This window comes from Mesorhizobium dulcispinae, assembly GCF_033977345.1.
Taxonomy (GTDB): Bacteria; Pseudomonadota; Alphaproteobacteria; order Rhizobiales; family Rhizobiaceae; genus Mesorhizobium; species Mesorhizobium dulcispinae.
In genome coordinates, this window is the sequence record NZ_JAVIIY010000025.1 from 41168 (window position 1) to 58609 (window position 17442).

Consider the following 17442-nt stretch of genomic DNA (forward strand, 5'->3'; position numbering starts at 1 on the left):
TCGCGAACCGCATCTTGGCGTTTGCGCATCCTGGGGGGCTTCTCGATGCCGCAGGTGCCCCTGCGCAGTTGGACGAGGACGGTGGTGGAACAGAAGGAGCGTGCCTCAGTTCCCGTATGGGCCACTTGGTCGATCCCTTTCATGCCCGCCGGACTCTCGGTGGAATGACGTCCGGTTCACTCGTGCTGCAGGGTTCACGGTCGAGTTTAAGTGCACGTTCGGGACAGGATCGCGCACCTCGCGATGCAGTCAGTTCCTCCCCTTCCGCAACTTCGATGTTACCGGCCAGGATGTAACCGGCGTCATCGAGCTTGAAGATGTGTGGCGCGTGCGCCGCGCATCGCGCGTGACCCTGGCATTTGGCATTTTGGACGATGATGCGCATGGCGCTGCCTCCATTGTCTTTGCACCTCGGCACGGGGGCGGGGCTTGGTCAGGACCAGTCTAGGATCAGATTTTCGATCCCGAACACATGGCCGCCAGAGGTGATGGGTGCCGTACCCTTCTTGATCCGGAAGGCGGGGATGCGCGCCAACCACTCCTCCAGGCCAATGACGATCTCGCGCCGGGCAAGATGTGAGCCAAGGCAACGGTGGGGACCATAGCCAAAGGTGGCATGGCGGTTGTCCTCTCGCGCCAGATCGACCGTGTTGGGGCATTCGAATTCCGCCGGGTCGCGGTTGGCGATCATCGTGGCGCAGGAAACATAATCTCCCTTGCGGATCGGCGCGCCTTCGAAGTCGATATCTTTCGTTGCCACGCGGATCAACTGAACGGTCGGATAGGCGCGCAGCAATTCTTCGGCCGCGGCCACGATCCGGCCTGGTTCGCCGCGCAGCAATTCCTGATCCTTGAGGTTGCGTGCGAGATAGGCCAGGTCAAAGCCTATGGCTGCTGCAACAGTGTCTAGCCCGGCAACAAAGACAAGCACGCCGACGCCGCGTACTTCCTGTTTCGTCAGGCGGCGGCCCTCGACCTGTGCCTGCACGACGAAAGTCATGAAATCATCAACCAGGTCCTTGCGGCGGACGGCTGCAAGTTCATCAATGAACGATACGATCGTCCGGGCCGCGGCCGGCCGTTTCACATCGTCGCCGTGGAGCAGATCTCTCCCCCATCCAACAAATGTGTCGATTCGGTCATCCGGTAGCCCTAGGAGATGAAGGAAGATGTTTACCGTGAACGGAAATGCGAAATCCTTCATGACGTCGCAGCTTGTGCCCGATGCGGCGATCCCGTCGATGAGCCTGATTGCCCGCTCGCGGACAGCCGGCTCCAATGCCGCCACCCGCTTTGGCGAAAACAGCGGATTGAGCAGTGAGCGAAAGGCGCCATGGGCAGGAGGATCCAGTTCAAGTGGGATCATCGGCCAGCTTTCGCCCAGGGCGGAGGCAAAGATGCTGCGATGGCTGGAAAAAGTTTCGCTGTCCTGCAGCACCCGGCGCTGGTCGCTGGCGCGGGTGATCACCCAGGTGCCCCTGCCGTCGCGTGTGTTGAGGGGTGAATAAAAGATAGGCGGGCCGGAATGGACGCAAGCGACTGCCGCGTGGGGATCCCCGTTGGGAGTCGGTGACATGCCGGGCGAAGTGAACAGGCTGAACTCCCTCACCATTTCGGGCGGGACATGATCTGGAACCGGATTTGTCGCCATTTGGCCTCTTCTCCTGAACGCCAGGCGTTCATGCGCTCGATTGAGATTGCCGGCCGATCTCAAGGTCGATTGGCCAGCACCCGGTAAGTCCCAGCTCTAGCGCGTCGTGATTGTGTTGCGCGATGCAGCCAAACTGCGCACCAGCGCAAGAGATCGGTCGCGCATTCAAGCAGCAGAGGCATCTGCTTCGTGCTGCGGTTCTAAAGCGTAACCCACTGGTTATCCCCATTGAAGTTTGTGAGACTGGTCAATCATCGCTGAGCTCCGTGACGCACTGCTGCTGGCGCCCCGAAATCTTCTAAGCAAGTTGCGTGCCGGATCGACCGTATCGATGGTGCTGAACCGATCTATGCTCAGCCACCACCGGGACCGCCGCTCATTGGATGACCACATGTCGTCCCGGCAAAACGTCCGACAACCGACACCTGCGGTCAGCTTTGTCGCGTCCGCGACACGGGGACGGTTCGGCTTGGCTCCTGCCAAACCTTGGTTCAGACCAATTTAACAGTATGCAGGACACTCTTTCTGAGGCTTTTCTGCCAACTTGGCATAATGTTGAGAGTCTTTGGTGGCCGATGCGCCAAGCATTGCGGTCGTCGCCGAGTACCGCAGCCATTCGGCTTTCTCCCTCGCAGACCGACGGGATGCTCAAGGCCTTGATTGAATGGCCGATCGAGGACGATTGGCTATAGGTGTGGATGTGCGCGAACTATCTGAAGGTGCGCCGCAGCGGCCGCGTCGTCTCGGTCGCGGTGATTATCGCCGTCGGCGTCGACCATTGCCGCGAGGTGCTTGGCATGAGGTCGGCATCTCCGTGGCCAAGCCGACCTGGACGGAGCTCCTGCGCAAACTGACGCGCCGCGGCTTCAGAGACGTCAAGCTTGTCGTCTCCGACGCGTCTCGGTCGCGGTGAGTATCGCCGTCGGCGAAAGCGGCGGTGTATCTACGCGGTAGCGCATCTCGTCCTATCCGATCCAAGGTTCCCGCGGATCAGACGAAGGTAAAGTCCCACGCGCTCAACCCAAGCCCGGCCAGATCCGCGACGCTGTGGACATTACCGAGATGAGCAAAATCGTCGGCATGGTTATCGGAGGTGACATAGGCCAGATTCCCTGACTGGGTTAACGGATTATAGTAAGCGATAATGTCGCCGATATGCTCATTGGAGATCGCATCCGCAGCCTGGGAGCCGTTGCTGAACGAGTTGGTGAGCACGACGACATGCTCGCCGTTCGCGCCCGCGGCGTCGCCGCTGTAGAAGGTGTCAACTGGATGGCCAGACCGTGAGCTGGCGTGGTTGACGAAGTTGGCGCCAAAGCCGTCGCTACCGAGGCCAACCGCATCGAAGGCCAAAGTGTCATCCGCCGGGTTGAAATCCAAGATCGAGGTATTATCCGGGTCCGGCCCGAAACGCGGGTCATATCCAGGGATCGGGTTGTGGAATTGGAACACGAACGTGTCGTTGCCTGTCCCCCCGGTCAGATAATCCCTGCCGTCACCAACAAAGAGGGTGTCGTTACCCGGACCCCCATAGAGCTTGTCATTATCCTCAGCAGTGATGCGCGGTCCGTCTCGCCCGCTGTCGCCGTAGAGGTAGTCATTGCCCTCCTCGCCAAAGACATGATCATTACCTGTGCCACCGAAGACTCGGTCATTGCCGGGCCCCGCCGAAATGGAATCGTTACCGGCAAGAGCGTCAATCCAGTCATTACCGTCGGGATCTGTGATCACATTCTCATCGTTGGTGCCGAAGAGGGCGTTGTCGCGCGGACTACCATGGATAGCCATCAGAGACACTCCTTATCCTGCGTCCCCACGCCACCTGAACCTTTTCATATCTCTCTTCAGATTATTGGCAAAATTGATTGTTCCGATTCAACATATTTACGCGATGGATGTGTGTCATCCTCGGGTGCGCCATGAGCGCCTCCGGGTCGTGCGCGCAATGACGGGAGGCGCGGATGCCGGAAGAACACGCGCGGCCTGCGGGCGTCCTGCTCTCCCGGTCGCGAGTGGATGTCTAACGCTTTGATATCGGAGAAACGTGATTGGAAAATTGCTTTCCAGGAATACGGTCATTGAGTAGGACCATATTGAAGCCGGAGCCTCCCGCGGTGGAAGCAGGGGCAGAATGATCGTTGGTCCTTGCTTGCCGTTTGTTTGACGCAAGGTGGTTGAATGCCTGAGCAAAGCAATCCGGCGCGGCACTCCTGAGCGCGCGGCAAGCGGCCGGGGCATTTCGATTCGCGGCAGAGGTCACCTGCGGATCAGATCACAAGCAAGCAATGCCCAACGAAGGATCTTAGTACTTTGAGGACGGCTACTTGAAGGAAGCATGGGCCTCGTTTTGGAGCACGGCCGCAAAGTTGGACTGACTGACCGACAAAACAACCTTCGCCGACAGCTGACGCATGTGGCCGACATCGGTCAACCTTCAGCGGAATTCGGGTAGTAGCTCGTCGAATTTCGAGCGGTGAGATGTCTTTCCTCGCCAAGCGCGCAGGCGATTGCGACGATCGAGCGATCCGTGACAGCACGGGAAGCAATAGCTAGGCGCTCACTCGCTCCGCAGGCAAAGCGATGGCCAGCAGAATGCTGAGCCCCGGCGACGGGTGCCGAGCGAAACCGGAAAACAACATGCAATTGGTCTCGCCTCATGCAGCGGTCGGACCGGGAATGCGTGGCAGGGTCTCGGCCAGAAACCGCCAGTCCTCGCGCTCGCCCTCGCCTTCGCGGCGCTTGCCAAAGAACTGGATGATCATCTTGCCATCGGCGCCGTAGGCTTCGAGCGAGGTGACGTGACCGTCCTTGGTCGGCTTGCGCACGGCCCAGACCTCGCGGATGTGGTGGGTCCCGAGATGCAGGTGGAAGGTCTCGTCGAGCACATTGATCCACGGCCCGATTGTTTTGACCCACTTGATCGGACCGGAATGGATTTGGATGCAGCCACGATTTCCTACAAAGCACATGATCGGCATTTCGTCTTCGGCCGCCTGTTGAAACATGGCGCCGATGGCGTCCTTTTCGAGCGCCCAAGCGTAAACCTCGCCGACCATACGCACCGCCTCGCGGCGGCTGAGCTTCAGTCTCTTCAACATGTCGAAGAACTGATGCACGTCCGTCAGTTGGCTCCAGCACTCGCGTAGATCCTCCACCGTGGCGGCTTGTTCAGGAACCTCTGCGTCATCGTTGGCTCCGCTCGCCTTGAATACTACGATCGGCTCCTGGTTCGAGGATTCCAGCTCAGCCACCAGCTTCTGATAAGCATCGAGATTTGAGGCGGGCCCGAGTTGCACCTTGTGCATCGCCTTGCCGGCGGCATCAAAGAATTGCAGGCTATGGCTAATGTCCTTGCCATCGCGCTTCTCGACAGCAAATCCATGCGCCCAAACCTTCGGGAAGATGCGCAAGTCGATGTCGTCGCCAAGTACCAGAGCATGCCTGTTGCCGGTGACCACCTTGTCGTAGACGCCGATCTTTTCGTGCACAGCACTTTCATTGCGGGTATGCGCCACCACCTCGCCGACCGCTTCGAGGCCGGTCAGCAGATCATTGACGCGCGGCTCGACGCGAATCGCGCCCAGACCGCAATGCGCGGCGACCAGTTCCGCTTCCGAAATGCCCAGTCGGGCGGCGAGATCGTGCTCACGGATCTTTGGATTGTCTTGCTGCGCCCGACGGATTTCTTGCGGCGATGGTCTCTCGCGCTGGTCCATGTATTAACGACCTTCATCTGCTTGTTGAGGATCAGCTGCCCTGCCGGGTGGTCGGTCGACTGAGCGCAGCGTGGTGCTCGATGCCGACCTCCTGCTCGTCCAGGAACAGGGTGCTGCTGGCGAGAGTGCGTGATCGCCATCGAAACCGGCGTGTCGTCTGAGCGGCGAGGAGCCGATTCCACCCGCGCAGAGCGGTTCTGACCCAACCCTGACATGTTGCCCAGCCCTGACATGTGGCTTGCTCCATTCCATCGATCGCGAGGGCACTCGCAGCATGATTTTTGTCTCGGCGGTTCTTGCCGCATCGCCAATGGGCGTTTCAAAAGTCGTGCCAATTCGCCTGAACAAGCGCAAAAAAATGTTCCGCACACTCATCAATGATTTATGTGAGAGTTCAGTGGGAACCGAGGCCGGACACTTTGTGTCACGTACTCGACAAACCCGACAGTGCGTGTCGGGTGCCCGACGTCTTTTCAGCAATGGCCAACAAGATTGATAGCGCCTCTAGGGGGATCGCGCCGTGTTGAAACGGTTTTTTCCTCTTTTGGCACGGTCCCTGCATCGTGATCCGCAAAGACGTCACGGATTGAGGAGAAATCTTGCCATGATCACGCTCACCGACAATGCTGTTGCCGCCGTCAAGACCGCTCTTTCCAGCGCCAGCGAGCAAGCGGAGGGCTTTCGCATTATGGTCCAGACCGGCGGCTGCGCCGGGTTCAAATACATAATGGGCCTGGAGAGCGTTTCGCGCCAGGGCGATGTGATTACGGAGACAGATGGGATCAAGCTGTTTGTGGACGCAGACTCCCAACCCCATGTCGCCGGCATGACCGTCGACTTCGTCACCGGGCTCGACTCTTCCGGCTTTGTCTTCGACAACCCCAACGCGCGGGACAAGTGCGGCTGCGGCAAGTCCTTCAGTTAACTGAGGACTGTTCGTATGAGGCCTGTCTACCTCGACAACAACGCAACGACACGGGTCGATCCTGACGTTGTGCGAGCGATGTTGCCGTACTTCACGGATCAATTCGGCAACCCTTCGTCGACGCACGCTTTTGGCGCCTCAGTCGGTGCGGCGATAAAGAAGGCGCGGCGGCAGTTGCAGGCGCTGATCGGCGCGCAGTTCGACGATGAGATCACCTTCACCTCGGGTGGAACAGAAGGCGACAATGCAGCGATCCTTTCGGCGCTCGAGCTCACGCCCGACCGAACCGAGATCGTGACGTCCGCGGTCGAGCATCCCGCCGTATTGACGCTGTGCGCGCATCTTGAGCAGGTTCGTCGCGTCAAGGTCCACACGATCCCCGTGGATCGTCGTGGCCGGCTTGACCTCGACGCCTACAAGGCAGCCCTCTCGCCCCGTGTGGCAGTCGTCTCGGTAATGTGGGCGAACAACGAGACCGGTACGATCTTTCCCGTGGCCAAGCTCGCCGAGTTGGCCAAGGAAATTGGCGCCCTTTTTCATACCGATGCAGTGCAGGCGGTTGGCAAGCTTCCGATGGACCTGAAATCGACCGCTATCGACATGCTGTCGCTCTCCGGCCACAAGCTTCATGGCCCCAAAGGGATCGGTGCACTTTGGATAAAGCGTGGCGTGCACTTCCGCTCGATGATCAAGGGAGGGCACCAACAGCACGGCCGGCGTGCCGGTACCGAGAACACGCCCGGCATAGTCGGGCTCGGCACGGCGGCCGAACTCGCCTTGAAATTCATGGACGACGCGACCACACGGGTAAAGTCGCTGCGCGACCGCCTGGAGGATGGGATCCTCCAGCGCATCCCAAACACCAGTGTCACTGGCGATCCGATGGAGCGGTTGCCAAACACCGCAAACATCTCCTTTGAACATACCGAAAGCGATGGAATCCCACATCTGCTGAGCCGCGTAGGCATCGCCTGTTCCTCCGGCTCCGCCTGCACCTCAGGCTCAATGGAACCCAGCCATGTCCTGAGCGCGATGAAGATGCCACACGGGGCAGTCCGCTTCTCGTTTGCGCGCGACAACAACGAAGAAGACGTCGAGCGGGTGCTTGAGGTCATGCCGGCAATCGTTGAGAAGCTGCGTGACTCTCCCGGTTCTGGGCCGCGTGGGCGAAGTCCCGAAGACGTTCGATCCGGTCCATACCTGGGCGGAAGCAGAACAGGCTGCCGTTCATGAGCCGTGATGTCTTCCTCAACGACACGACCTTGCGCGACGGCGAGCAGGCGCCCGGTGTCGCCTTTACGACGGCGGAAAAGCTGGAGCTCGCCGAGTCTCTTGTGGCCGCCGGCGTCCCAGAGATCGAGATCGGCACGCCGATCATGGGCGCCGACGAGATCGAAACAATTCGCGCCGCGGTCGCGCGGCGTCTCCCGGTTCGGCTCATGGCCTGGTGCCGGATGAAGGCGAGGGATCTCGACGCAGCGATCGAGAGCGGCGTCGGCGCCGTCAATCTGTCGCTGCCTGCATCCGACATCCAACTTGCCGCCAAGCTCGGCCTCGATCAGGCGGGAGCGCTGCAGGTCATCGAGGATATGGTCAGGCGCGCAGCCGCTGCCGGCTTCTTCGTCGCTGTGGGCTGCGAGGATGCCTCGCGGGCTGATGGGGATCATCTTGCCCGCGTCATCGAAACGGCTGCGCGCGCCGGCGCAAGCCGCGTCAGGCTGGCCGACACGGTCGGCATTCTCGACCCCTTTTCGACTTTCGAACTTGTCGCCCAGCTCATGGCGAAGTCTGAAATCGACCTCGAATTTCACGCGCACAACGATCTCGGCCTTGCGGCCGCCAACACGCTGGCCGCGATCCGTGCAGGCGCGCGCCATGCGTCCGTCACCGTCCTCGGGCTCGGCGAGCGTGCGGGTAATGCCGCGCTGGAAGAAGTGGCGGCCGCGATGGCCGTCATCGACGGCGCGGATACCGGCATCGAGCTGACCGCATTGCCCGACCTCGCCGCCCAGGTGGCTTGCGCCGCCCGCCGGCAGACGGCGACTATTAAGCCGGTCGTCGGCGCCGATGTTTTCACCCACGAATCCGGCACTCACGTCGCAGGGCTGCTGAAGGACTCGCGCGCCTACCAGGGGCTCGACCCGGCACTCGTGGGCCGCTGCCGGCGTATCGTCATCGGTAAGCATTCCGGCGCCACCTCGATTGCCCGCGTGCTGAGCGAAAGCGGTCGCGATCTCGACCCGGATTTGGCAGCCGCGATGGTGGCCCGCGTCCGCCGCAAGGCGGCCGAGACAAAGTCGACCATTACTGCGGCTCAACTGGTCGAGATCTACGATGGAATGTGCAGCGAGGCACGCTTCGCGGATGTCGCCGGTCCAGGCCAGCTGGGCGACGAACACAGCGACACCACAGTTGCCCGACCAGGGAGAATGCGATGAATTGTTCCGCTGACGGCCGCCCCATCGATGTTACCGACATCCTCGCGCGACTGAAGGGCCTGTCGGCCGCGGAGGAGTTCTTCGCGGTCCTTGGGGTCTCTTATGACCCAAAGGTGCTGAATGTCTCACGGCTTCATATCATGAAGCGCGTGGGCCAATACCTTGCCGAAGAAGATCTATCCGATTTGCCCGACCAGGTGGTCGCCGCGCGGGTGCGCGCAACGCTGCTACGCGCTTACGAGGACTTCACGACTTCCTCGCCGCTTAAGCACCGGATCTTCAAGGTGCTCAAAGACTACGATCCCAACAAGCCTGCCACGCCGGGCCGCACCTTCGTCCCGTTCGAGTCCGTCCTGAAGCGGTTCGCAAAAGAATGAGCGCGACATGGTTGCGACGCGACAATGTCGGGAAGCCGACAAATCGTGTCATCACGAACGCGCCCCTGGAAGGAACCAACGGAGTCTCGAGGAATATGAGCTCGCAAAACAGTTGGCACGAATGATGCTGCCAAAGATCTACCGCCAAGCCCGCATCCGTATAGAAGCCCAAAGAGACCGCCAATGCACATCGTAGTCTGCATCAAGCAGGTGCCGGACTCGGCACAGATACGGGTCCATCCCGTTACGAACACGATCATGCGTCAGGGTGTGCCTACCATCATCAATCCTTACGACATATTCGCCCTCGAAGAGGCTCTTAGACTGCGCGACACTTACGGCGGCGAGGTCACCGTGCTCACTATGGGTCCGCCCATGGCGGAGGACGCGTTGCGCAAGACGCTCGGTTACGGCGCCGACCGCGCGGTGCTGTTGACGGATCGCTATTTTGCGGGCTCTGACACGCTGGCGACCTCCTTCGCTCTTTCCCAGGCAATCGCGAAGGTTGGCGAGACGTTCGGCACGCCAGACATCGTCTTCACTGGCAAGCAGACGATCGATGGCGACACCGCCCAGGTCGGGCCCGGCATCGCCAAGCGCCTCGATCTCATGCAACTCACCTATGTTGCGAAGATCCCCTCCGTTGACCTCGCTGCGCGCGAGATCAAGGTCGAGCGCCGCTGTGAAGGCGGCACGCAGATGCTGAAGAGCAGGCTCCCTTGTCTCATCACCATGCTGGAAGGCACAAATGAGATCCGTCGGGGCTCGCTCGAGGACGCCCTGTACGCCGCGCGTAGCCAGGTCCTGAAGTGGAGTGCGGCCGACGCCGGCATTGATGACCTCACCAGATGCGGGCTGCGCGGCTCGCCGACGGTCGTCAAGCGCGTTTTCGCCCCTACAGCGCGGGCGGAAAAGGCGGCACTTATCGACACCCCCGAGAGGAATTTGCGTGATCTCGCTGACGAACTTATCGCCGCAATCTTAACCCGCGGGCCGGCGCTGGAACAGGAACTCGCCTTCAACGGCGGCGAATGACGGCAAGGAGAGACGATGTCGAGCGCGAATCGAGAAGCCCCTCGCCCTGCCTCCGGCCGTGCCGGCACAAAGAAGGAGCTGCCCGACCATTTCAAGGACTATCGCCACGTCTGGGTGTTTATCGAGCTCGAGCGCGGCCAGGTCCACCCGGTATCGTTCGAACTACTCGGTGAAGGCCGCAAGCTCGCCGACAAGCTTGGCGTCGAGCTCGCGGGAATCGTGCTCGGACCGCCAGGAGAGACCACCCAGTCTGCGGTAACCGAGGCCTTCGCTTATGGCGCCGATCTTGTCTACAACGTCGAGGCGCCGCTGCTTGCCGACTATCGCAATGAGCCTTTCACCAAGGCGATGACGGATCTGGTCGATGCCCATAAACCCGAGATCCTGCTTCTCGGGGCGACCACACTCGGCAGGGATCTTGCTGGTTCGGTCGCAACCACCTTGAAGACAGGGCTCACGGCCGACTGCACCGAACTCGACGTCGATACGGACGGTTCGCTCGCTGCGACCCGTCCAACTTTCGGCGGTTCCTTGTTGTGCACGATCTACACGCTCAATTACCGGCCGCAGATGGCGACAGTGCGACCAAGGGTCATGCCCATGCCGCGGCGGATGGATAAGCCGGTCGGGCGTGTCATCCGGCACCAGCTATCGGTAGCCGAGGATGACATCGTCACCAAAGTCCTCGGCTTCCTGCCGGATAGCCAGTCTGGAAAGGCCAATCTTGCCTATGCCGACGTTGTGGTTGCGGGAGGCCTCGGTCTAGGCGCGGCGGAGAACCTGCAGCTTGTGAAGGATCTCGCACGAGCAATCGGCGCCGAGCATGGCTGTTCGCGCCCGTTGGTCCAAAAGGGCTGGCTGTCGGCTGATCGGCAGATTGGCCAAACAGGCAAGACCATCCGGCCGAAGCTTTACATAGCGGCAGGAATTTCCGGCGCCATCCAGCACCGGGTTGGCGTCGAAGGAGCGGATCTCATCGTGGCTATCAACACCGACCCGAAGGCGCCGATTTTCGATTTCGCCCACCTCGGGATCGTTACCGATGCGATCCGCTTCCTGCCCGCACTGACGGAGGCCTTCACCCGGCGGCTGTCGCCCCACAGTCGCGATAAGCTTGCGAGCTAGGGAGATGGACATGATCGAGGAAAAATTCGACGCCATTGTTGTTGGGGCCGGCATGTCCGGAAACGCTGCTGCGTACACCATGGCAAGCCACGGCCTGAAGGTGCTGCAGTTGGAGCGAGGTGAATATCCGGGCTCCAAGAATGTTCAGGGTGCAATCATGTACGCGAACATGCTGGAGAAGATCATCCCGGATTTCCGGGATGATGCGCCTCTCGAGCGCCATTTGGTTGAACAGCGGCTTTGGGCCATGGACGACACTTCCCACACCGGGATTCACTATCGGTCGGACGACTTCAACGAGGCGAAGCCCAACCGCTATACGATCATCCGCGCCCAGTTCGACAAATGGTTTTCGCGTAAGGTGCGCGAGGCCGGGGCGACGGTTCTGTGCGAGACGACCGTGACGGAACTCGTCCGCGATGCCAAGGACAAGGTGGTCGGCGTCCGCACCGACCGGGTCGGCGGAGAGATTTTCGCGGACGTTGTCGTTCTCGCAGAAGGTGTCTCCGGACTACTTGGCACGCGCGCCGGGCTTCGCGAGATGCCGAGGCCAAAATCCGTGGCGCTCGCCGTCAAGGAAATGCATTTCCTGCCTGAAGAAGTCATAGAGCAGCGGTTCGGCCTCAAGGCCGGTGAAGGCTGCGTGATCGAGGCAGTGGGTACAATCTCCCGCAGCATGGCCGGGCTCGGCTTCCTTTACACCAACAAGGAATCGATCTCACTGGGCATCGGCTGCCTCGTTTCGGATTTCGCTTCGATGATGGAGAGCCCATACGTCATACTCGATGCGTTAAAAAACCATCCTTCGATCCGGCCGCTGATCGCCGGCTCGGAGGTGAAAGAATATGCCGCGCATCTCATTCCCGAGGGTGGCTACAATGCGATTCCACAGCTGTTTGGCGACGGCTGGGTGGTGGTCGGCGATGCTGCGCAGCTGAATAACGCCGTCCACCGGGAGGGTTCGAACCTCGCCATGACCTCCGGTCGCATCGCGGCTGAGGCAATCATGCAGGTCAAGAGCCGCAAGCGGCCGATGACCAAACAGAACCTTGCGCTCTACAAGACCATGTTAAACAAGTCTTTCGTAATCAAAGACCTGAAGAAATACAAGGACATGCCGGCCCTGCTCCACACCAATTCCCAAAATTTCTTCACGACCTACCCGCAGTTGATGTCTCAGGCGGCTCAGAACTTTATGCGGGTCGACGGCACCCCGAAAATCGACAAGGAAAAGGCGACCACAGCTGCCTTCATCAAGGCGCGTTCGCGCTGGGGGCTGGTGAGCGACGTGGTCCGCCTGGCATTCGCCTGGCGGTAGGAGGACGAGATGACAATCGCAGTGCCACGCATTGAAGAGAAGCTTTACCAGAACCGGTATCTGGTCGATTCGGGGCGCCCACATATAAAAGTGCGACCGCACCAAATGCCAAGCGCCAACCTGCTCGCGTTGACCCGCGTCTGCCCGGCCCAATGTTATGAATTGAACGACAAGGGCCAGGTGGAGATCACCGCCGACGGCTGCATGGAGTGCGGCACCTGTCGGGTACTGTGCGAGGCCAGTGGTGAGATCGAGTGGAATTATCCGCGCGGCGGCTTCGGTGTCCTCTTCAAGTTCGGATGACCCGCGCACGCGCGCGCCTTTGCCAGAGCCGATACCTGGAATTGTCGCGATTGCAACATGACAATTTGCAATTGAACAGGGGCTCGTGAATACTAGGATGTAGCGAGTCGAAGAAAGGCGCTTTGGGAGGGGCACCTTACAACCCCTGAGGCGTTTCCATGGGTCAAGTAATGCGGGATCGGGTGCACGAGGTAGGGGTTGGCGACGCACGGCCACCTATCAAAGCGATGCACGGGGCAAACATCCCGCTCAGGGGCCTCTACGAGATATCCGAGATCCTGACTGCCCCCACGCGGCTGCAGATCACGCTTGGCAATGTCGTGAACATTCTCTCCTCGTTTGTGCAAATGCGTCATGGAGAAATGGTCATCAAGGAGGCGGCCGGGGAGCTGGAGATTGCCGCAACTGCCGGCAACAAACACGCTCCTCAATCAGATTGGCGCCGCTTCACACCGCAGGCCGTGGTAGACCGTATCTGCGCTACGGGGAGGCCACTCGTCATACACGATGTCAGCAAGTCCGAACTATTTCAGGCTGATCTCCAAACGGCTTTGGGCGGCGCAACCACGCCAGTTACCTTTATCGGAGTGCCAATAGAGGCTGAGGATGAAATGCTCGGTACACTGTCGATCGACCGTATCCGGGACGGCGCCGCCAGCGTGCATTGCGACGAAGACGTGAGCTTGCTGACAATGGTCGCCAATCTTGTCGGCCGGACTATCCGCCTCCATCGCATCCTGAGCACAGATCGTCAGCGGCTCTTTGAGGAGGAAGGGAGAGCGGAGAACTCGCGCGACGAGAAGGAGGCCCGCCCTGCGCGCCATTCGCCTGTCAAAATCGACGGGATCATCGGGGAAAGTCTAGCACTCAAGCAGGTGCTTGAAACCGCCGCGGTCGTGGCAAGGACCAACTCCACCGTGCTTTTGCGGGGTGAAAGCGGCACCGGCAAGGAATTTTTTGCGCAGGCCATCCATAAGCTTTCGCCTCGCAGCAAGAAGGCTTTCGTCAAACTGAACTGCGCCGCACTGCCTGAAAGCGTTCTGGAATCGGAGTTGTTCGGGCATGAAAAGGGCGCCTTCACCGGGGCTGTCGCGCAGCGCGCCGGCCGTTTCGAATTAGCCAATGGCGGAACCCTGTTGCTTGACGAAATCGGCGAGATTTCGCCTGCCTTCCAGGCAAAGCTCTTGCGCGTCTTGCAGGAAGGCGAGTTGGAGCGCGTCGGCGGCACCAGGACGCTAACGGTCGACGTCCGGCTCATATGCGCCACCAACAAGGATCTCGAGACGGCTGTCGTGAATGGAGAGTTCAGGGCCGATCTTTACTACCGTATCAATGTGGTGCCAATCATGCTGCCACCGCTCAGAGAGCGACCCGGCGACATTCCACGCCTTGCGAAGGCCTTCCTCGATCGATTCAATAGCGAGAACCATCGCGAGCTCGCCTTCGCGCCGTCGGCGCTTGACCTGATCTCGCAATGCTACTTCCCTGGCAACGTCCGTGAGCTGGAAAACTGCGTGCGAAGGACGGCCACTCTTGCGCGTTCAAGCACTATCGCCACTTCAGATTTTGCCTGCCAGAATAGCCAGTGCCTGTCTTCCCTCCTCTGGAAAGGAGCCGACCGTGCAAATGACGGCAATGCCAGCGATGAGTTCGGCCGCAACAGGATGCCGGTTGAATCGCCGCTGGGAGCCAGGCGCACCGGCGCCTCCGACGGCGCGGCGGTGCCCGTCAACGCCCGCGGTCCGAGCCATCCTGCCTCGGGTGCAACAGGCATGCGTGTGACCGATGGCGACCGGCTGATCGACGCGATGCAGAAGGCCGGCTGGGTTCAGGCCAAGGCTGGTCGTATCCTCGGCCTGACGCCGCGGCAAGTCGGCTATGCCCTGCGTCGGCATGGTATCGAGGTAAAGAAGTTCTAAACGCCCTGCGAGGTCAAACGTCCTCGCGCTATGTGCGAGTGGTGCCTTTGAGACGCCACTCGACGCAGCGCATGTAGAATCGAGGCACTACGTCATCGGCTTCTCCTTCCCGGTGGTGCCGAAGGGCCAGGCGCATGTCGGCGGATCCAAGGAACAAAAGAATGTCCAACATGATGAAGGCGCTGGTGAAAGCCAAGGCCGAGCCGGGCATCTGGATGGAAGAGGTGCCGGTGCCCGGGATCGGCCCCAACGACGTGCTGATCAAGGTCAGGAAGACCGCGATCTGCGGCACCGACGTCCACATCTACAACTGGGACCAGTGGGCGCAAGAGACGGTGCCGGTGCCGATGGTGACCGGCCATGAATTCGTCGGCACGGTCGCCGATTTCGGCGCCGCGGTCACCGAGTACAAGGTCGGCCAGCGCGTCTCGGGCGAAGGCCATATCGTCTGCGGCCATTGCCGCAACTGCCGCGCCGGGCGAGGCCATCTCTGCCGCAACACGCTCGGCGTCGGCGTCAACCGCCCCGGCGCCTTCGGCGAATACATGGTGATCCCGCAACACAATGTGGTGCCGATCCCCGACGACGTGCCGGACGAGATCGCCGCCATCTTCGATCCACTGGGCAATGCCGTTCACACCGCATTGTCCTTTGATCTCGTCGGCGAGGATGTGCTGGTCACCGGCGCCGGGCCGATCGGCATCATGGGCGCGCTGGTCGCGCAATGCGTCGGCGCGCGCAAAGTCGTCATCACCGACATCAACCCGGTTCGTCTCGATCTGGCGCGCAAGCTCGGCGTTCATCATGTGGTCGACGCCTCGAAGGAGAAGCTGCGCGACGTGATGCCGTCGATCGGCATGACAGAAGGTTTCGACGTCGGCCTGGAGATGTCGGGCGCGGCGCCCGCCTTCCGCGACATGATCGACACCATGAACAATGGCGGCAAGATCGCCATCCTCGGCATCGCGCCCACCGGCTTCGAGATCGACTGGAACAAGGTCATCTTCAAGATGCTGCACCTGAAAGGCATCTATGGCCGCGAGATGTTCGAGACCTGGTACAAGATGATCGCCTTGGTGCAGGGACCGCTGGATGTTTCCGGGCTGATCACGCATCGCATTGGGATCGACGATTTCCAGGTCGGGTTCGATGCGATGCGGAGTGGGAGTTCGGGCAAGGTGGTGATGGATTGGTAGAGGTTATGCCTTCGTCAAGCCTTGGCGCTGCCAGCGCCACACACGTCAGACGTTCGTTTGGGATTGAATACTGGCGGATAGTGACGCTCGTCGAGCATTCGAGGAAGGGTGGTAGGTTCAACCCCGCCGTTCTGATGAACTCGTACTCCGCACAGGAGATCAAATGGACGCAGAGGATCCCAACGTCATTGTCAATGGTCAGCGCCTCGGCAATACGGTTGTCCGGCGCTATGATAGGGGTAAGAAACGGGAAAACTCGGAAATCCGATCCTGAGACCGGCGAACCAAAGCATTTCGATGCGGTAACCAAAACCCAACCATTTATTGTCGACAAAGGATACTCCGGCAGCCGTTTGAGATTGTTGATGATGTTCTGGTCACGAACACACCAGATTAGTTCCGCTCGCCGCTCGACGTCTCTCCTGCTGTTGACGGAGTGGCCATGCGCCGATCGCTCATTCCGTTGGTTAGAAGCACGAAGCACTGGCCTGCGGGATCGATGGTAAGCGCGAATTTCCCCGCGCGTCGCCGCCGCCCTTTCAACGACGGTCGCTTTCAAACGGACGCGTCCGGGCGGATCGAGCTGCAGCGGCTTTGGCGAAGTTGAAGGGGATCGCCGATATCGGTATCGACAGCGCGTTGAGGCAGTTCGGTGAGAACGTGGCGCAACCATGCGAGCGGCTCGACGAGTGAGGCGCGGCAGGTCAGCACCAAGCTGTAGACGATGGCGCTGGCCTTGGCTCCGTCGACGGTAGACCGATTTTCGATAGAAGTTGCTGGAGCTGCCGGATGACGGGTGGCCCTCCGGCGCGAAATCCCTTTGGAAGCCAAGCCATCCGTATGTCCAGTCCTGACTTCAACCCTTTAGCCCAAAATGATTAGCACCAACTGTGTCTTGTCCCAAACAGGCTTCGAGCGCCGCTACGCCCTTTACAATCGCCGCTCGCTCTTCCGCACTCAGCCTCTCCAGCAACTCCCTTTCAAACGTCTTCGCCAGCGGCACCATCTCGCGATAGGCGGTGAGCCCTGCTCTGGTCAGCGCCAGGTTCCCGACGCGGCGATCGTTCTCGTCGGGCGTTCGCGTCAGCTGGTGCAACACCCAAAGTTTTGTACCTACAAGCCAATGTTTGTACTTGGAGCGGCCAGACACCCCGGAAGTTCCGGCCCGGGCGATCCAAAGATGGGGAGCACCTCAAAAGGTGAACAGGGCTAACTTATAGGCGCGGACAAAACGGGGAGCAGGTCAGCGGGCCCCTGAATCAAATCTGGAACTGAAACTCATTACATTGGAAGCTTGACCTCTTCGTGGGAAGTTTAGCGATGGCGCGCAGCGGGCTCCGGGATCAGGCTGGGATTCCAGAACACCTCGGTCGGTATATCGCTTTTTGACCAGCAGAGGCCGACATCAGCCCCGCAGTCGGTTTTGCAGTGCCTGCCGA

14 protein-coding genes and 3 pseudogenes are annotated in these 17442 nt (G+C 60.3%); 11 read left to right on the plus strand and 6 right to left on the minus strand.

The annotated features are described in order from the left end of the window. Positions 1 to 139 precede the first annotated feature (139 nt). Together RFN30_RS29930 and RFN30_RS29935 are read right to left on the minus strand one after the other, a co-directional pair. Complete coding sequence (locus RFN30_RS29930) at positions 140 to 385, minus strand: ferredoxin (RefSeq protein ID WP_320256007.1); 246 nt, start codon at positions 383 to 385, stop codon at positions 140 to 142. A 48-nt stretch (positions 386 to 433) separates the two neighbouring features. Further along, positions 434 to 1651 (minus strand): cytochrome P450, encoded by a 1218-nt coding sequence (locus RFN30_RS29935; RefSeq protein ID WP_320265613.1) that lies wholly within the window; start codon positions 1649 to 1651, stop codon positions 434 to 436. A gap of 662 nt (positions 1652 to 2313) precedes the next feature. On the opposite strand from RFN30_RS29935, the pseudogene RFN30_RS29940 reads away from it, so the two are divergent. Next, positions 2314 to 2549: pseudogene (locus tag RFN30_RS29940) on the plus strand (transposase); the annotation flags it as partial. Between the two features lie 92 nt (positions 2550 to 2641). On the opposite strand, the gene RFN30_RS29945 reads toward RFN30_RS29940, so the two are convergent. Together RFN30_RS29945 and RFN30_RS29950 are read right to left on the minus strand one after the other, a co-directional pair. Then, complete coding sequence (locus RFN30_RS29945) at positions 2642 to 3439, minus strand: calcium-binding protein (protein ID WP_320215382.1); 798 nt, start codon at positions 3437 to 3439, stop codon at positions 2642 to 2644. A gap of 866 nt (positions 3440 to 4305) precedes the next feature. Then, positions 4306 to 5367 (minus strand): hemin-degrading factor, encoded by a 1062-nt coding sequence (locus RFN30_RS29950; RefSeq protein WP_320265614.1) that lies wholly within the window; start codon positions 5365 to 5367, stop codon positions 4306 to 4308. A 604-nt stretch (positions 5368 to 5971) separates the two neighbouring features. Between RFN30_RS29950 and RFN30_RS29955 the strand changes: the two genes are divergently transcribed. From RFN30_RS29955 to tdh, 10 genes are all read left to right on the plus strand, one after another. Then, the gene (locus RFN30_RS29955) at positions 5972 to 6292 is read left to right on the plus strand and encodes a HesB/IscA family protein (RefSeq protein WP_320223334.1); all 321 of its coding nucleotides are present in this window, start codon (positions 5972 to 5974) and stop codon (positions 6290 to 6292) included. Between the two features lie 15 nt (positions 6293 to 6307). Next, positions 6308 to 7525, plus strand: a complete 1218-nt coding sequence (nifS, locus tag RFN30_RS29960) for a cysteine desulfurase NifS (RefSeq protein ID WP_320223335.1) — start codon at positions 6308 to 6310, stop codon at positions 7523 to 7525. Further along, positions 7522 to 8730, plus strand: coding sequence for a homocitrate synthase (nifV, locus tag RFN30_RS29965; RefSeq protein WP_320223336.1), 1209 nt, complete (start codon positions 7522 to 7524; stop codon positions 8728 to 8730). The genes nifS and nifV overlap by 4 nt, the downstream gene beginning before the upstream one ends. Beyond that, positions 8727 to 9107: a nitrogenase stabilizing/protective protein NifW gene (gene nifW / locus RFN30_RS29970; RefSeq protein WP_320223337.1), complete on the plus strand. Its 381-nt coding sequence runs from the start codon at positions 8727 to 8729 to the stop codon at positions 9105 to 9107. Before nifV ends, nifW begins: the two co-directional genes overlap by 4 nt. A 183-nt stretch (positions 9108 to 9290) precedes the next feature. Continuing rightward, entirely contained in the window at positions 9291 to 10142 is an 852-nt protein-coding gene (locus tag RFN30_RS29975) for an electron transfer flavoprotein subunit beta/FixA family protein (protein ID WP_320223338.1), read from the plus strand. 15 nt (positions 10143 to 10157) lie between these two features. Beyond that, positions 10158 to 11267 carry an electron transfer flavoprotein subunit alpha/FixB family protein gene (locus RFN30_RS29980; protein ID WP_320223339.1) on the plus strand — a complete coding sequence of 370 codons (1110 nt, stop codon included), beginning with the start codon at positions 10158 to 10160 and terminating at the stop codon, positions 11265 to 11267. 10 nt (positions 11268 to 11277) lie between these two features. After that, the gene (locus RFN30_RS29985) at positions 11278 to 12585 is read left to right on the plus strand and encodes an FAD-dependent oxidoreductase (RefSeq protein ID WP_320223340.1); all 1308 of its coding nucleotides are present in this window, start codon (positions 11278 to 11280) and stop codon (positions 12583 to 12585) included. Positions 12586 to 12594: 9 nt separating this feature from the next. Beyond that, a complete protein-coding gene (locus RFN30_RS29990) occupies positions 12595 to 12888 on the plus strand; it encodes a ferredoxin family protein (protein WP_320265615.1) in 294 nt (97 codons plus the stop codon). A gap of 158 nt (positions 12889 to 13046) precedes the next feature. After that, positions 13047 to 14807: a nif-specific transcriptional activator NifA gene (nifA, locus tag RFN30_RS29995; protein ID WP_320223342.1), complete on the plus strand. Its 1761-nt coding sequence runs from the start codon at positions 13047 to 13049 to the stop codon at positions 14805 to 14807. 161 nt (positions 14808 to 14968) lie between these two features. After that, complete coding sequence (tdh, locus tag RFN30_RS30000) at positions 14969 to 16003, plus strand: L-threonine 3-dehydrogenase (protein WP_320265616.1); 1035 nt, start codon at positions 14969 to 14971, stop codon at positions 16001 to 16003. A 539-nt stretch (positions 16004 to 16542) separates the two neighbouring features. On the opposite strand, the pseudogene RFN30_RS30005 reads toward tdh, so the two are convergent. Both RFN30_RS30005 and RFN30_RS30010 read right to left on the minus strand, forming a co-directional pair. Further along, positions 16543 to 16756, minus strand: a pseudogene (locus tag RFN30_RS30005) (transposase domain-containing protein); the annotation flags it as partial. Between the two features lie 103 nt (positions 16757 to 16859). After that, positions 16860 to 17090 (minus strand): annotated as a pseudogene (locus tag RFN30_RS30010) (winged helix DNA-binding protein); the annotation flags it as partial. Between the last annotated feature and the right edge of the window lie 352 nt (positions 17091 to 17442).